The 15960-nt window shown below is 60.9% G+C and carries 9 protein-coding genes; 6 read left to right on the top strand and 3 right to left on the bottom strand.

Annotation, left to right across the window (positions count from 1 at the left end; translation table 11 throughout):
- Positions 1-62: 62 nt before the first annotated feature.
- Positions 63-1367: a hypothetical protein gene (locus A7317_RS23865; RefSeq protein WP_024077262.1), complete on the bottom strand. Its 1305-nt coding sequence runs from the start codon at positions 1365-1367 to the stop codon at positions 63-65.
- 446 nt (positions 1368-1813) lie between these two features.
- Positions 1814-2518: a trehalose operon repressor gene (gene treR / locus A7317_RS23860; RefSeq protein ID WP_024077261.1), complete on the bottom strand. Its 705-nt coding sequence runs from the start codon at positions 2516-2518 to the stop codon at positions 1814-1816.
- Between the two features lie 238 nt (positions 2519-2756).
- Between treR and treP the strand changes: the two genes are divergently transcribed.
- The 5 genes from treP to A7317_RS23835 all read left to right on the top strand — a co-directional run bounded on the left by treP (position 2757) and on the right by A7317_RS23835 (position 10198).
- Entirely contained in the window at positions 2757-4199 is a 1443-nt protein-coding gene (gene treP / locus A7317_RS23855; RefSeq protein WP_024077260.1) for a PTS system trehalose-specific EIIBC component, read from the top strand.
- A 107-nt stretch (positions 4200-4306) separates the two neighbouring features.
- On the top strand, positions 4307-5953 hold the full coding sequence (treC, locus tag A7317_RS23850; protein WP_069076950.1) for an alpha,alpha-phosphotrehalase: 1647 nt from the start codon (positions 4307-4309) through the stop codon (positions 5951-5953).
- Positions 5954-6023: 70 nt separating this feature from the next.
- Positions 6024-7244 carry a maltoporin gene (locus tag A7317_RS23845; RefSeq protein ID WP_069076949.1) on the top strand — a complete coding sequence of 407 codons (1221 nt, stop codon included), beginning with the start codon at positions 6024-6026 and terminating at the stop codon, positions 7242-7244.
- Positions 7245-7391: 147 nt separating this feature from the next.
- Entirely contained in the window at positions 7392-9908 is a 2517-nt protein-coding gene (gene ptsP, locus A7317_RS23840) for a phosphoenolpyruvate--protein phosphotransferase (RefSeq protein ID WP_069076948.1), read from the top strand.
- Positions 9909-9910: 2 nt separating this feature from the next.
- On the top strand, positions 9911-10198 hold the full coding sequence (locus A7317_RS23835) for a PTS transporter subunit EIIB (protein WP_024077256.1): 288 nt from the start codon (positions 9911-9913) through the stop codon (positions 10196-10198).
- 115 nt (positions 10199-10313) lie between these two features.
- Here the strand turns inward: A7317_RS23835 and mltF are convergent, their stop codons facing one another.
- The gene (gene mltF, locus A7317_RS23830; protein ID WP_069076947.1) at positions 10314-11774 is read right to left on the bottom strand and encodes a membrane-bound lytic murein transglycosylase MltF; all 1461 of its coding nucleotides are present in this window, start codon (positions 11772-11774) and stop codon (positions 10314-10316) included.
- A 287-nt stretch (positions 11775-12061) separates the two neighbouring features.
- Here mltF and purL point away from each other — a divergent pair, with 287 nt between their 5' ends.
- Positions 12062-15958: a phosphoribosylformylglycinamidine synthase gene (gene purL, locus A7317_RS23825; protein ID WP_024077254.1), complete on the top strand. Its 3897-nt coding sequence runs from the start codon at positions 12062-12064 to the stop codon at positions 15956-15958.
- Positions 15959-15960 lie beyond the last annotated feature (2 nt).

The following is a 15960-nucleotide window of genomic DNA, read 5'->3' as shown; positions in this document are numbered from 1 at the left end:
GTGCGGTTGGCAGCCCTGTCCGGGATAGGGACAGGTTCGTAAAAGAGTCTGGCGCTCAGCTTCTATTGAGCTGCCTCGTCTGGCTTGCCAGGGCTTGGCATGGCCTTGCCACTGGGAGGCGACGCCTGCCTCGTACGCCACATCTGACCGACGTCAAGTGGGCGTGCGATCAGCAACTCTGCCGATACACTCGACGGACCAAATGTGCGCACCTCATACATCGCTTCGAAGGCGTCGCTATTCCCTAGCACGGTCTTCAAGCGACTCAGCTCGGCACTGTCCGATGCAATTTTCGCTGCTTCAATCAGTGCGGGATCCATGATGCCGGCAACGACGACGATGTGATTTCCTGCTGGTCCCGGAAAGCGAGCAAGGTACGCATAGTCACGACGCATGATTCTTTCAGTGGACGGTTCGGCCCAATCAGATTGAAATTTATCCCCGCTCGCTCGATCCACAAGGGTATCGCCGCTGGCCGACAGCGAAAACCCGGAAAGATCAAAAAACGGCTCCTGCAGATCGCCGAGCGTGTCGAGTAAACCAACATAGACAATATCGTGATCGCTCAGCATTTCATTGGTGAAACGTGATGTGGTCACATCCTTGATCAGGCTTGAATTTCCAGGCCTGGTTGCGACCATGATTGGCATCACCGAAACCAGGGCTGATGCGAGCCCACTCGGCAAGTGATGGGCATTCATATCGATATACCTTTGGCCGGGCACAGGCATCTGTTGTTTGTAGTTATTCAGATCCTCGCTGGAAGCGATGGTGGAATCAGCGACCATACGAAGAATAGAACCGTCAGCGCCCTGTTCACCGAATACATAAAAATCACCGGAAACGATTAATAGCGGAGCCAGATTCTTCGTAATACCACTCCAGAGAATGCTCTCGATACGTGAATCACTGGGTGATTTCCCTGCCAACCAGAGCCAGCATATTGCGTTGAGCGTGAGGAAAAGCGCCGCGACGGCAAAATACCGCCAATCAAGGAAACGTCGGTGCACATGGCCGGAGTATTTGTCTTGCTCATCGGGAACAGCGACGACCAGACGATATTCGCCACGCGGAAGGATAAGCCGCTCGCCACGCTCATCGGCTGGCGCCGCATCGAGTTTTTTTCGCAGCCGATGAATATGCACTCGAACCGTTGCATCAGCCGCGAGATCCACGCTGGCGGGTCTACCAAACACGACTAGTGCAATCTCGATTTCTTTCGTTGCGGTCGCCGTCAGTGATCGTTCGAGGAGAAACTCGAAAAGACGAATGATCTGTTGCGATTTACCGAGCGCACCACTCTGTAAGACTCTGTGCGCGTGCGCTGTGAGCCGGGTTACCTCGTCAACTTCCTGCGACTTATCCATTTCACATCCTTACTGCGCTCGTCGCCATTGAAGACAAGGCGAGTGCTCTATGGTCGTCCTCAGGGGCGATGAGTTCGACTTAAGCATAGGCGGCAGGTCGTCCGCATCCGTATCCCAAATTGGCACGTAGCCACGAGCCTCGGGAAACGACTTGGCCGATCCAGAGGCCCTGCTGTCCATACCGATTTGTCGTCGACGGGTAATTTGCAACGGCACACCTCAGGACTTGTCAAGGATCATATCAACGGTGGGGTGGCTTGCAGCGGCCTTCCTGATAGAAATGGCACTTTTCAAGGCGTCATTCGTACTTGATCATATAACTATATGATTTTTATATATTTTATTTCATAGTTCATAATTGGAGTGGAAGTGACGCTGCGGCAGCAGGTGAGCGCTGAATAACAAAACCCCGGCCATGTCCGGGGTTTTGTGTTTCTGGTATTTGTTTACCGTCGGGCAATATCCGAAAAGTAAAACTTATCCAGCGTATGCCGCGATTCGGTGTACTCGAACTGGCGCCCATCCTGCAAAAACGTCTGGTTACTCACCACGATCACATGGCTCTGGCCGTCGAGGTCGAGGTGCGCCTGGTCGTCTTTGCTGCGGGGCAGGGCTTCGATGGTGCGTTGCGCATAGCTGATCTGCAGCTGCAGCGTCTGCTCGATGAACGCGTAGATCGACTGCTCGGCGATGTCGCGGTCCAGGCCGGGAATCAGGTCGGCGACAAAGTGGTTGATGTCGAGGATCACCCGTTTGCCGCCGATGCGCCGGACGCGCTTGATCCGCGTGATCAGGGTGCCGGGTTCGGCTTCGATGTGTTGTTGCAATGAGCCTTCCAGTGGGAACTGGGTGAACTCGACCACTTCGGTGCGTACGTCGTCGCCCAGGTCGGCGTGGGTTTCGTGGAAGCTGACGATGCCACCCAATTGGAACTCGATGGGGTTGGGCGACAACACGAAAGTGCCCTTGCCGTGGATTTTTTGCGCGAACCCACGCTCCTGCAACTGCTCGATGGCCCGACGCACGGTGCCACGGCTGGCCTGGTAGGCATCCATCAATTCGGTTTCGGAGGGAAGACGGGTGCCACGTTGCAGGCGTTCAGTGGTGATGTTGGCAAGCAGATCGGTATAGATCTGGTTGTATTTGCTCATGGGGATGGCTCTGTGCCGGGTTTGCGTTCAAGGCAGGAACCTTAGTGGCAAGGGGGGTGTTTGTCCATTGGGCCCTTGGATATCTGTGGCGCGTGACGGTGTAGAGCCCATAAAAAAACAAACAAAATGTAACTCGTACAGACGAGTTGTTGCTTTAACTCGTCTGTACGAGTACGTTTGCTCTCGGCGTGCTGCCAATGACTGCCCCCAAATAAAAAAATCAAAGTGGAAACCAAGCATGAGCCACGACTATTCGAACATTGCCCGCGAGATTCTCGAGAACCTCGGGGGCAGCGACAACCTTGAGCAAGCTGCCCACTGCGTGACTCGCCTGCGCCTGGCGCTCAAGGACCCGAGCCGGGTCAAGAGCAGCGCCTTGAACCAGGTTGACCTCGTCAAGGGCTCGTTTTTCACCGGGGGCCTGTTCCAGGTGGTGATCGGCCCCGGCGAAGTGGAAAAAGTCTACGCCGCGCTGCGGGAACAGACCGGCCTCGCCGCCGCCACCATCGCCGACGTCAAGAAAAAGGGCGCCGACAAGACCAATGCCATGCAGCGCCTGGTGCGGGTGTTCTCCGATGTGTTCATGCCGATCCTGCCTGCGCTGATCATTGCCGGCCTGTTGATGGGCGTGAACAACCTGATGGGCGCCAAGGGCATGTTCATCGAGGGCAAGACGCTGCTGGAGGCCTATCCGAACCTGGATGGCCTGTGGAGCCTGATCAACCTGATGGCCAACACCTCGTTCGTGTTCTTGCCGGCGCTGGTGGGCTGGTCGGCGGCCAAGCGCTTTGGCGGCAGTGAAATCCTCGGCATCGTGCTCGGCCTGATGCTGGTTCACCCGGACCTGCTCAACGCCTGGAACTATGGCAAGGCGGTCGCCGGGCTGGATGGCCAGAGCCTGCCGTACTTCGATATTTTCGGTTGGTTCAAGATCGAGAAAGTGGGTTACCAGGGGCAGATCCTGCCTATCCTGATGGCGGCCTATGTGATGAGCGTCATCGAGAAATGGCTGCGGGCGCGGGTGCCGAATGCGATTCAACTGCTCGTCGTACCGATCACCACCATCGTCGTTACCGGTGTGCTGGCCCTGGCGATCATTGGCCCGGTCACCCGTCACCTGGGCATCCTGATTACCGAAGGCGTGGTCACCCTCTTTGACCTGGCGCCGATGCTGGGCGGGGCGATTTTCGGCCTGCTGTATGCCCCGCTGGTGATCACCGGCATGCACCATATGTTCCTCGCCGTGGACCTGCAATTGATCTCCACCCAGGGCGGCACCTTTATCTGGCCGATGATCGTCATGTCCAACCTGGCCCAGGGCAGCGCCGCGCTCGCGGTGTTCTACATGACCCGTAATGCGCGGGACAAAAGCATGGCCTCGACCTCAGCGGTTTCCGCCTACTTCGGCATTACAGAGCCCGCGATGTTCGGCGTGAACCTGCGCTTCAAATTCCCGTTTTATGCCGCGCTGCTGGGTTCGGCGCTGGGCAGCATCTTCCTGTCGTTGAACAAGGTCCAGGCCTCGGCCATCGGGGTCGGCGGCCTGCCTGGGTTTATCTCGATCGTGCCGAGCGCCATTCCGATGTTTGTGATCGGGATGGTCATCGCGATGGTCGTGCCGTTTGTTTTGACCTGCGCATTGAGCATGAAGATCGTGCGGCCTGGATACAGGGTTGCCTGATCTACCGCTATCGGGGGCAAGCCCCTCCGCATTTTGAATGTGGGAGCGGGCTTGCCCCCCGATGAGGCCCGAGAGGCCTGCAAAAAATTCTACTGAAGGAACCCACCATGCAAGACTGGCAACACTCGGTGATCTACCAGATCTACCCCAAAAGCTTCCACAGCCACGCGGGTAACGCCACCGGTGACCTGCTGGGTATCGTGGATAAACTCGATTACCTCAAGTGGCTGGGGGTCGACTGCCTGTGGATCACCCCGTTCCTGCGTTCACCGCAGCGCGACAACGGCTACGACATCAGCGACTACTACGCCATCGATCCCAGCTACGGGACCATGGCCGACTGCGACCTGCTGATCAGCGAAGCGGCCCAGCGCGGCATCAAGCTGATGCTCGACATCGTGGTCAATCACACCTCCATCGAGCATGAGTGGTTCCAGCAGGCACGCAGCAGCCTCGACAACCCGTACCGTGACTTCTATATCTGGCGCGACCAGCCGAACAACTGGGAATCCAAGTTCGGTGGCTCAGCCTGGGAATACGAAGCGCAAACCGGCCAGTACTTCCTGCACCTGTTCGATCACACCCAGGCCGACCTCAACTGGGACAACCCCAAGGTGCGCGCCGAGGTGTTCAAGCTGATGCGCTTCTGGCGCGACAAGGGTGTGGGCGGTTTCCGCCTGGACGTGATCAACCTGATCTCCAAGCCCGCCGATTTCCCCGAAGACAACAGCGATGGCCGTCGCTTCTACACCGACGGCCCGAACGTGCATGCATACCTGCAGGAAATGCACCGCGAAGTCTTCGAGGGCCATGACCTGATCAACGTCGGCGAGATGTCGTCCACCAGCCTGGAACACTGCATCCGCTATTCGCGGCCGGAGTCCAAAGAGCTGTCGATGACCTTCAACTTTCATCACCTGAAAGTCGATTACCCGAACTTGCAGAAGTGGGTGCGCGCCGACTTTGATTTCCTGCAGCTCAAGCAGATTCTCTCTGACTGGCAACTCGGCATGCAGGCGGGTGGCGGCTGGAACGCACTGTTCTGGTGTAACCACGACCAGCCTCGAGTGGTCTCGCGATTTGGTGATGACGGCGAACACCGGGTGGTCTCGGCCAAGATGCTCGCCACGGCGTTGCACTTCCTCCAGGGCACGCCCTTTGTGTACCAGGGCGAAGAGCTGGGCATGACCAACCCAGGGTTCGACAAGATCGAGCACTACCGTGATGTCGAGACCCTGAACATCTTCCGCCTCAAGCGCGATGCGGGGGAGTCCGAGGCGTCGAGCATGGCGGCGATCATGCAGAAGTCCCGCGATAACGGGCGCACGCCCATGCAGTGGAACAACCAGGCGAATGCCGGTTTCAGCACGGGCGAGCCGTGGATCGGTATCCCGGCCAATGCGGCGCAGATCAATGTCGAGCAGCAACTGGATGACCCGGACTCGGTGCTGCATCACTACCGCGCGCTGATCGCCTTGCGTCGCCATGAATCGCTGATTCAGGAGGGCGTTTACCGCCCGTTGCTGCAAGACCACCTTCAGGTCTGGGCATACCTGCGCGAAGGTCATGGCGAGCGGTTGCTGGTGCTGAACAACTTCTACGGCCAGCCGTGCGAGATCCAACTGCCCGGCAACGTGATCAGTGGGGGCACCGAGCAACGCCTGCTGATCAGCAACTACCCCGATTGCCCGATGCGTACCCGCACAGTCGTGCTGCGCCCCTACGAATCCTTTGTGCTGCACCTCAAGGACTGAGACCCGTTGTAAACCCCGTGTGGGAGCGCGGGGACGCGTTAAAAACATAATAAAAATATCGGAGCGCTTCATGAAAACAACAATAAAGCTGGGCCTAGTAGCATCGTGCCTGAGCCTGCCATTCGGCGCGCAGGCCCTGGAATTTGCCGGTTACCTGCGCAGTGGCGTGGGCACTTCAACCGGCAGTGGCAAGCGGCAGTGTTTCCAACTGCCGGGCGCGCAAACCAAATACCGCTTGGGCAACGAATGCGAGCAGTACGCCGAACTGGAATTGCGCCAGGACCTGCTGACCCTCGACGATGGTTCGGTGCTCAGCGTCGACGCCATGGCCTCCCTGTACAACCAATACGACCGCGCCCTTAAATTCCAGGGTGAAAACAACGGCTCGGCGCGCATGCCGCAGATGTATGCGCAATGGTCGAACCTGCCCAGTCTCAACGGCGGGTCGCTGTGGGCCGGGCGGCGTTACTACAAACGTAATGACATCCATATCTCCGACTTCTACTACTGGAACCAGAGCGCCACGGGCGGCGGTATCGAGGACGTGCTGATTGGCGACTTGAAATACAGCTACGCCCTTTCGCGCAAGGACAACCTGTACCAGAAGGAATACGCCACCCGTCACGATTTCAACATTGCGGGCTTCAAGACCAACCCCGGTGGCGAGCTGGAGCTGGGCTTGAGCTACATCGAAAAGGCCGGCGGGCGCGATACCAACAGCGGTTGGGCGATCACGGCGCAGCACGTACAAAAGGCTTTCCTGGGCGGCAAGAACAAATTCGCCCTGCAGTACGGCGAAGGTCCTGGCACCGGCCTGGGTTACACCGGCAATACCCGCTTGGACAACAGCAGCAAAAGCTATCGCGCCGTCGAGTTTTTCGACTGGCAGGTGACCCCGCGTTTCGGCGGGCAGATCGAGGCGGTGTACCAGAAAGATATCCGTCCCGGCAGCCAGGACCAGACCTGGATGTCCGTCGGCGTGCGCCCGGCCTATGCGATCAGCGAGCAGTTCAAGCTGGTCACCGAACTCGGCCATGATCAGGTCGATGCCAGTGGTGGCACGCGCAAGCTGAGCAAGTTCACCTTCGCCCCGACCTGGTCGCCCAAAGGCCCGGATTTTTGGGCGCGGCCGGAGGTGCGTTTGTATTACACCTATGCCAGTTGGAACGAAGCGGCCAAGCGTGCGGCGAATGAGCTGGCGGCGGGTTCGGCGTTGTCCGACACCGGCGCCTACGGCACTGCGCGGCATGGCTCGAACGTCGGCGTGCAAGTCGAATACTGGTGGAAATGAGCCTTCGGGTGCACAGGGACTAAATGTGGGAGGGGGCTTGCCCCCGATAGCGGTGTTTCAGATAGGCATTTATTGGCTGGTACACCGTCATCGGGAGCAAGCCCCCGCCCACACGGATATCTACAGAACAAAACAGCAGGTGAAGTCATGACCGCAACTCAACCCCTGGAATTGCTGGCGCCCGTGTCGGGTGTGCTGCTGGCGCTGGATAAGGTGCCCGACCCTGTATTCTCCAGCCGCCTGATTGGCGACGGCCTGTGTATCGACCCCACCTCGCAGACCCTCTGCGCGCCACTGGCCGGGGTGATCAGCAATATCCAGGACAGTGGGCATGCGGTCAGCATCACCGATGACAATGGCGTGCAGGTGCTGATGCACATCGGCCTGGACACCGTGAACCTGGCAGGCAAGGGATTTACCCGATTGGTCGAGGAAGGCCAGCGGGTGGAGGCCGGGCAACCGCTGATCGAATTCGATGCCGACTACGTGGCGCTCAACGCCCGTAGCCTGCTGACCTTGATGCTGGTGGTCAGTGGCGAGCCGTTTAGCGTGTTGGCAACCGATCTTGTGGAGGTCGGCCGACCGCTGTTGCAGTTATCCCCAGGTGAAGCCGTTGACGCAGTGGACGAAGAGGAGGGCGATGCGCTGTTCTCCAAGCCGTTGACCTTGCCCAATGCCAATGGTTTGCACGCCCGCCCGGCGGCGGTGTTCGCCCAGGCGGCGAAAGGTTTCAACGCAAGCATCTATCTGCACAAGCAAACCCAGAGCGCCAACGCCAAATCGCTGGTGGCGATCATGGCGTTGCAAACCGTGCACGGCGACACCTTGCAGGTGAGTGCGGCGGGTGAGGATGCCGAAGTGGCGATCACTGCGCTGGTGGCCTTGTTGTCTGAAGGCTGTGGCGAGGGGGTGGCGAGCGTGGCTGAAGCGGTCGTTACGCCACCCTCGGCGACCTTGCTGCGAGGCGTGTGCGCATCGCCGGGTTCGGCGTTTGGTCAGGTCGTTCAAGTGACTGAGCCTGAGCTGAGCATCCCTGAACAAGGTATGGGTGAAGCCACTGAACGTGCCGCTTTGGCGCGTGGCCTGCTGGCTGCCACCGAGGCATTGCAGGCTTTTCGGGATAAGGCCGCCGGCAGCGCCCAGGCAGAGATTTTCCGCGCCCATCAGGAACTGCTCGAAGACCCGACCTTGCTGGAGCAAGCCCACAGCCTGCTGGCTGAAGGCAAAAGCGCCGCCTTTGCCTGGAACAGTGCCACGCTGGCGACCGTCAAGCTATTTCAGGGGCTGGGCAATGCGCTGATCGCCGAGCGTGCGGCAGATCTGGCGGATGTTGGCCAGCGCGTGCTGAAACTGATCCTGGGCATTCAGGACAACGCCTGGGACTTGCCGGAGCGCGCAATCCTGATCGCTGAGCAATTGACCCCTTCGCAGACTGCCAGCCTGGATACACGCAAAGTGCTGGGTTTTGTCACCGTCGGCGGAGGCGCGACCAGCCACGTCGCGATCCTCGCCCGCGCCCTTGGCCTGCCGGCCATTTGCGGTGTTTCGGCCCAGGTACTGGGGTTGGCCAACGGCAAGCAGGTGTTGCTCGACGCCGACAAAGGCGAACTGCACTTGGACCCGGACCTGGCCGAAATCGAACAATTGGAAGCCGCCCGCAAGCAGCAGGTGCTTCGCCATCAACGCGATGTGGCGCAGGCGTCTTTGCCCGCCACCACCCGAGACGGTCATCACGTCGAAGTCACCGCCAACGTGGCCTCGTTGGAGGAAGTGGAGCAATCCCTGACCCTTGGCGGCGAAGGCGTCGGCCTGTTGCGTTCGGAATTCCTCTACCTGGACCGCAACCGCGTGCCGAGCCCTGACGAACAAGCGGCTACCTACACGGCCATCGCCCGTGCCCTGGGCGCCGAGCGCAACCTGGTGGTGCGCACCTTGGACGTCGGTGGCGACAAACCCTTGGCTTATGTGCCGATGGATGCCGAAACCAACCCGTTCCTCGGGCTGCGCGGCATCCGCCTGTGCCTGGAGCGTCCCGAGCTGCTGCGCGAACAGTTCCGTGCGATCCTCGCCAGTGCCGGTTTTGCACGCCTGCATATCATGCTGCCGATGGTCAGCCTGCTCTCCGAGTTGCACCTGGCGCGCAAGATGCTCGAAGAAGAAGCGCTGGCCCTGGGGCTCACCGAGCTACCGAAGCTGGGCATCATGATCGAGGTGCCGTCTGCGGCGTTGATGGCGGATGTGTTTGCGCCCCATGTGGATTTCTTTTCGATCGGCACCAATGACCTGACCCAATACACCCTGGCCATGGACCGCGACCACCCGCGGCTGGCCGGCCAGGCCGACAGCTTTCACCCGGCGGTGCTGCGCCTGATCGCGACCACCGTCAAGGCCGCCCATGCCCACGGCAAATGGGTGGGCGTGTGCGGGGCGTTGGCGTCCGAAGCCTTGGCCGTGCCGGTATTGATCGGGCTGGGGGTGGATGAGTTGTCTGTCAGTGTGCCGCTGATCCCGACCATCAAGGCCACCGTACGCGAGCTGGACCTGGCGGACTGCCAGATCATCGCCCGCCAGGTACTGGGCCTGGAAGAGGCCGCCCAAGTGCGCGAGGCCTTGCGCCTGTATCACGCGGCCACCGTTGAAACCTCACCTGTCGTGGAGCACTGAGCATGTTCGAGAAATTGCAGCGGGCGTTCTGGAAAGCCCTGACCCCGGATTTGATTGCCGAGACGGTAGCGCCGTCGACACCGAGTCTGTTGTCGGCCGATGTGCTGGATGCGCTCGGTGGTGCGGATAATCTCAAGACGCAACAGCGCGTGGCGTTGACGCGGGTGCGCGTGCAACTGCAGGACGCGGCGCGGGTGGATGTGGCGGCGTTAAAGGCGGCTGGAGTGCCGGGCGTGATGGTGTTGGCGGGAGGCACGGTACATCTGCTCACCGGCCTCCAGGGCCAGTAGCGAACGAGCGGTGGGAGTGCCGGTAGCAGGGGGCGGTCAGCTTGTCTGTGGCTGATCGAGCCTCATCGGGAGCAAGCTCCCTCCCACATGGGCTTGGGGGGCTGGATGATCGGGTTTACAGCTGCGGGTTCTCTTCCGGCGGCTTGGTCTTGTTCACCCCAGGTACATGCAGGTTGCCTTCGACCACCTGATTACCTTCCAGCTGTGGCTGAGTCACCCAGGTGAGGATGTCGTAGTAGCGCCGGATGTTCGCCACGAAGTGCACCGGCTCGCCGCCACGGGCATAGCCGTAGCGGGTCTTGCTGTACCACTGCTTCTGCGACAGGCGCGGCAGCATCTTCTTCACGTCCAGCCACTTGTTCGGGTTCAGGCCGTCCTTCTGCGCCAGCTTGCGCGCGTCGTCCAGATGCCCGGTGCCCACGTTGTAAGCGGCCAGGGCAAACCAGGTACGGTCCGGCTCGGCGATATCATCGTCAAGCTCATCCTTGATCTTGGCCAGGTACTTGGCGCCGCCCATGATGCTTTGCTTGGCGTCCAGGCGGTTGGACACGCCCATGGCCTGGGCGGTGTTCTGGGTCAGCATCATCAGCCCGCGCACGCCGGTCTTGGAGGTGACCGCCGGTTGCCAGAGTGACTCCTGATAGCCGATGGCCGCCAACAGGCGCCAGTCGACCTTTTCTTCCTTGGCGTAGGCCTTGAAGTGTTTCTCGTACTTGGGCAAGCGCTGCTGCAAGTGCTGGGCAAACGTATAGGCGCCCATGTAGCCGAGCACATCGACGTGCCCGTAGTAGCGATCTTTCAGGCGCTGCAAGGTGCCGTTCTTGCCGACCTTGTCGAGGTAGCTGTTGACCTCGTTGAGCAGGCTGTTGTCTTCGCCGGCGGCCACGGCCCAGCTCTGGTGGCTGGCATCGCCGAGGTCGAACGCCACGCGCACGTTGGGGAAGTACACCTGGTTCATCGCCACTTCGTTGGAGTCCACCAGGGTCAGGTCGATCTGGCCTTCGTCGACCATGCGCAACAGATCGACTACTTCAACGGCGTCGGACTCTTCGTATTCGATGGCAGGATTCTGTTTTTTCAGCTCCGCCAGTTGTTCGGCGTGGGTGCTGCCCTTGAGCACCATGATCTTCTTGCCCACCAGGTCCGCCGCGTTGGTGGGGCGCGATTGGCCGTTGCGATAGATGATCTGCGGGGTCACTTCCAGGTACGGGTGGGAAAAGCGTACCTGCTTCAGGCGCTGCTCGCTGCTGACCAGGCCGGCGGCGGCCAGGACCGGGCCGTTGGGTTTGCCCAGCTGGCCGAACAGGTCGTCGAGGTTGTCAGCGGTTTCGATTTCCAGCTTCACCCCCAGGTCGTCGGCAAAACGCTTGACCAGTTCGTATTCGAAACCGGTTTCACCGTTGCGGTCCTGGAAATACGTGGCCGGGCTGTTTCGGGTAATCACCCGCAATACGCCATCCTCCTTGATTCGCTCGAGCGTGCTGGGTTTATCAACACAGGCGCTGAGCATCAGGAAGAGTCCGGTTGCGATGAGCCATTTGGCGCACCGCGGGCGCAAAGCAGTAGGGGAGAACATCTGCGCAGTATACGCAAACGGCCCACGGCGCCATATCTCGACAGCGTGGGACTTGTCTGCTAGCGCCGGCAAAACTGTGCTGCAACCCGCAGAAACGTGGCTTGGCGAGTGATTGTGACGGTTAAAATAACTGCGCGGAATGCCACGGATAGCGCGCGGATAGCGTGCAATCGGTGCCAACTGACGTTCGGCAGCAGCCACCAGTAGCGTTTCGGGTGCCGTTGGCGGCGGTTTACGCTAGAATGCACGGCCTCAAAGCACACCCCCTTCCCGAGGCTGTCCCGAAGATGTTGATCCTGCGCGGCGCTCCTGCCCTTTCTGCCTTTCGCCACAGCAAACTCCTTGAGCAACTGAGCCAGAAGGTTCCAGCTGTTACAGGCCTGTATGCTGAATTTGCTCACTTCGCCGACGTTACCGGCGTCTTGACCGCCGACGAACAGCAGGTGCTGGCACGCCTTCTGAAGTACGGCCCAAGCGTTCCCGTTCAAGAGCCGACCGGCCGCTTGTTCCTGGTTCTGCCACGGTTCGGCACCATCTCGCCCTGGTCGAGCAAGGCCAGTGATATCGCCCGCAACTGCGGCCTTACGAGCATCCAGCGCCTGGAACGCGGGATTGCCTTCTATGTCGCCGGGCAGTTCAGCGAGACCGAAGCCGAGCTTATCGCCAGCAGCCTGCACGACCGCATGACCCAGATCATCGTCAGCCAGCTGGAACAGGCTGCCGGCCTGTTCAGCCACGCCGAGCCCAAGCCGCTGACCGCGATTGACGTGCTTGGCGGCGGTCGCGCCGCCCTCGAGAAGGCCAACACCGAACTGGGCCTGGCCCTGGCCGAAGACGAGATCGACTATCTGGTCAACGCTTTCAACGGCTTGAAGCGCAACCCGCACGACATCGAACTGATGATGTTCGCCCAGGCCAACTCCGAGCACTGCCGTCACAAGATCTTCAACGCCAGTTGGGACATCGACGGCGAAAGCCAGGAAAAAAGCCTGTTCGGCATGATCAAGAACACCTACGTGATGCACAGCGAAGGCGTTCTGTCGGCTTATAAGGACAACGCCTCGGTCATCGTCGGCAGCGTCGCCGGCCGTTTCTTCCCGGACCCCGAGACCCGCCAGTACGGCGCGGTGCAGGAGCCGGTGCACATCCTGATGAAAGTCGAGACTCACAACCACCCGACCGCGATTGCCCCGTTCCCGGGCGCAGCCACCGGTTCCGGCGGCGAGATCCGCGACGAAGGTGCCACCGGCCGTGGCGCCAAGCCAAAGGCCGGCCTCACCGGTTTTACCGTGTCCAACCTGCAGATCCCGGGCTTCGAACAGCCGTGGGAAGTGCCATACGGCAAGCCGGAGCGCATCGTTACCGCGCTGGACATCATGATCGAAGGCCCGCTGGGCGGCGCCGCGTTCAACAACGAGTTCGGGCGCCCGGCACTGACCGGCTACTTCCGGACCTTCGAGCAATCCATCACCACCCCGCGTGGCGATGAAGTGCGCGGCTACCACAAGCCGATCATGTTGGCCGGCGGCATGGGCAACATCCGTGAAGAACATGTCAAGAAAGGCGAGATCCTGGTCGGCTCCAAGCTGATCGTCCTCGGCGGCCCGGCGATGCTGATCGGCCTGGGGGGCGGTGCTGCCTCCTCCATGGCCACCGGCACCAGCTCGGCGGACCTCGACTTCGCTTCCGTACAGCGCGAAAACCCAGAGATGGAGCGTCGCTGCCAGGAAGTCATCGACCGTTGCTGGCAGTTGGGTGACAAGAACCCGATCAGCTTCATCCACGACGTCGGCGCCGGTGGCTTGTCCAACGCCTTCCCGGAACTGGTCAACGATGGCGACCGCGGCGGCCGTTTCGAACTGCGCAACATTCCAAACGACGAGCCGGGCATGGCCCCGCACGAAATCTGGAGCAACGAGTCCCAGGAACGCTACGTACTGGCCGTCGGCCCTGAAGACTTTGCGCGCTTCCAGGCCATCTGCGAACGCGAGCGCTGCCCGTTTGCCGTGGTTGGCGAAGCCACTGCCGAGCCGCAACTGACGGTCACCGACAGCCACTTCGGCAACAGCCCGGTGGACATGCCGCTCGAAGTGCTGCTGGGCAAGGCCCCGCGCATGCACCGTTCGGCCGTACGTGAAGCCGAGCTGGGCGATGATTTCGACCCGAGCACGCTGGACCTGGCCGACAGCATCGAACGCGTGCTGCACCACCCGGCCGTGGCGAGCAAAAGCTTCCTGATCACCATTGGCGACCGCACCATCACTGGCCTGGTGGCCCGTGACCAGATGGTCGGCCCATGGCAAGTGCCGGTGGCTGACGTTGCCGTCACCGCCACCAGCTTCGACGTCTACACCGGTGAAGCCATGGCCATGGGCGAGCGCACGCCGCTGGCCCTGCTGGATGCTCCGGCGTCGGGACGCATGGCCATTGGTGAAACCCTCACCAACATCGCGGCGTCGCGCATCGGCAAACTGTCCGACATCAAGTTGTCGGCCAACTGGATGTCCGCTGCCGGCCACCCCGGTGAAGACGCGCGCCTGTACGACACCGTCAAGGCGGTCGGCATGGAGCTGTGCCCGGAACTGGGGATCACCATTCCGGTGGGCAAGGACTCCATGTCCATGGCCACCCGTTGGAACGAAGACGGCACCGACAAGAGCGTCACTTCGCCGCTGTCGCTGATCGTCACCGGTTTCGCACCGGTCACCGACATCCGCCAGACCCTGACCCCGCAACTGCGCATGGACAAGGGCACCACCGACCTGATCCTGATCGACCTGGGCCGTGGCCAGAACCGCATGGGCGCCTCGATCCTCGCGCAAACCCATGGCAAGCTCGGCAAGCATGCGCCGGACGTCGATGATGCCGAAGACCTCAAGGCCTTCTTCGCCGTGATCCAGGGCCTCAACGCCGACGGCCACCTGCTGGCCTACCACGACCGTTCCGACGGTGGCCTGCTGACCAGCGTTGTAGAGATGGCGTTTGCCGGTCACTGCGGCTTGAACCTGGTGCTCGACAGCGTTGCCGAGGATGCTTCTGAAATCAACGGCATCCTGTTCAACGAAGAGCTGGGCGCCGTGATCCAGGTGCGCCAGGACGCGACCCCGGACGTACTTGCACAGTTCAGCGCCGCCGGCCTGGGCGATTGCGTGGCAGTGATCGGCCAGCCGATCAACAACGGCCAGATCGACATTGTCTTCAATGGCGACACCGTTTTCGAAGGCCAGCGCCGTCTGCTGCAACGCCAGTGGGCGGAAACCAGCTACCAGATCCAGCGCCTGCGCGACAACGCCGACTGCGCCGAGCAGGAGTTCGACCTGATCCTGGAAGAAGACAATCCGGGCCTGAGCACCAAGCTCAGCTTCGACGTCAACCAGGACATCGCCGCGCCGTACATCAAGAAAGGCATTCGTCCACAAGTCGCCGTACTGCGTGAGCAGGGCGTCAACGGCCAGGTCGAAATGGCGGCCGCGTTCGACCGCGCCGGCTTCAACGCGATCGACGTGCACATGAGCGATATCCTCGCCGGTCGCGTTGACCTCAACGAGTTCAAGGGCCTGGTGGCCTGCGGTGGCTTCTCCTACGGCGACGTCCTGGGTGCCGGTGAAGGCTGGGCCAAGTCGGCTCTGTTCAACAGCCGTGCCCGCGACGCGTTCCAAGGCTTCTTCGAGCGCAACGACAGCTTCACGCTGGGTGTGTGCAACGGTTGCCAGATGATGTCCAACCTGCATGAGCTGATCCCGGGCAGCGAGTTCTGGCCGCACTTTGTGCGTAACCGTTCCGAGCAGTTCGAAGCCCGTGTTGCCATGGTGCAGGTACAGGAGTCCAACTCGATCTTCCTGCAAGGCATGGCTGGTTCGCGCATGCCGATCGCCATCGCCCACGGTGAAGGCCATGCCGAGTTCGAAAGCGAAGAAGCCCTGCTGGAAGCCGACCTGTCCGGTTGCGTGGCCATGCGTTTCGTCGACAACCACGGCAAGGTCACCGAAAACTACCCGGCCAACCCGAACGGCTCGCCGCGCGGGATCACCGGCCTCACCAGCCGCGACGGCCGCGTCACCATCATGATGCCGCACCCGGAGCGTGTATTCCGCGCGGTGCAGAACTCGTGGCGCCCGGAAGAGTGGAACGAAGACGGCGCCTGGATGCGCATGTTCCGCAACGCTCGCGTGTGGGTGAACTAAGG

The sequence above is a fragment of the Pseudomonas fluorescens genome (assembly GCF_001708445.1).
Taxonomy (GTDB): domain Bacteria; phylum Pseudomonadota; class Gammaproteobacteria; order Pseudomonadales; family Pseudomonadaceae; genus Aquipseudomonas; species Aquipseudomonas gorinensis.
This window is presented reverse-complemented; position numbering and strand designations above follow the sequence as displayed.

What these genes read in the sequence shown, in the direction of transcription:
- A7317_RS23865 (WP_024077262.1), bottom strand. Translation starts at nt 1,367, where the DNA reads ATGGATAAGTCGCAGGAAGTTGACGAGGTAACCCGGCTCACAGCGCAC.
- treR (WP_024077261.1), bottom strand. Translation starts at nt 2,518, where the DNA reads ATGAGCAAATACAACCAGATCTATACCGATCTGCTTGCCAACATCACC.
- treP (WP_024077260.1), top strand. Translation starts at nt 2,757, where the DNA reads ATGAGCCACGACTATTCGAACATTGCCCGCGAGATTCTCGAGAACCTC.
- treC (WP_069076950.1), top strand. Translation starts at nt 4,307, where the DNA reads ATGCAAGACTGGCAACACTCGGTGATCTACCAGATCTACCCCAAAAGC.
- A7317_RS23845 (WP_069076949.1), top strand. Translation starts at nt 6,024, where the DNA reads ATGAAAACAACAATAAAGCTGGGCCTAGTAGCATCGTGCCTGAGCCTG.
- ptsP (WP_069076948.1), top strand. Translation starts at nt 7,392, where the DNA reads ATGACCGCAACTCAACCCCTGGAATTGCTGGCGCCCGTGTCGGGTGTG.
- A7317_RS23835 (WP_024077256.1), top strand. Translation starts at nt 9,911, where the DNA reads ATGTTCGAGAAATTGCAGCGGGCGTTCTGGAAAGCCCTGACCCCGGAT.
- mltF (WP_069076947.1), bottom strand. Translation starts at nt 11,774, where the DNA reads ATGTTCTCCCCTACTGCTTTGCGCCCGCGGTGCGCCAAATGGCTCATC.
- purL (WP_024077254.1), top strand. Translation starts at nt 12,062, where the DNA reads ATGTTGATCCTGCGCGGCGCTCCTGCCCTTTCTGCCTTTCGCCACAGC.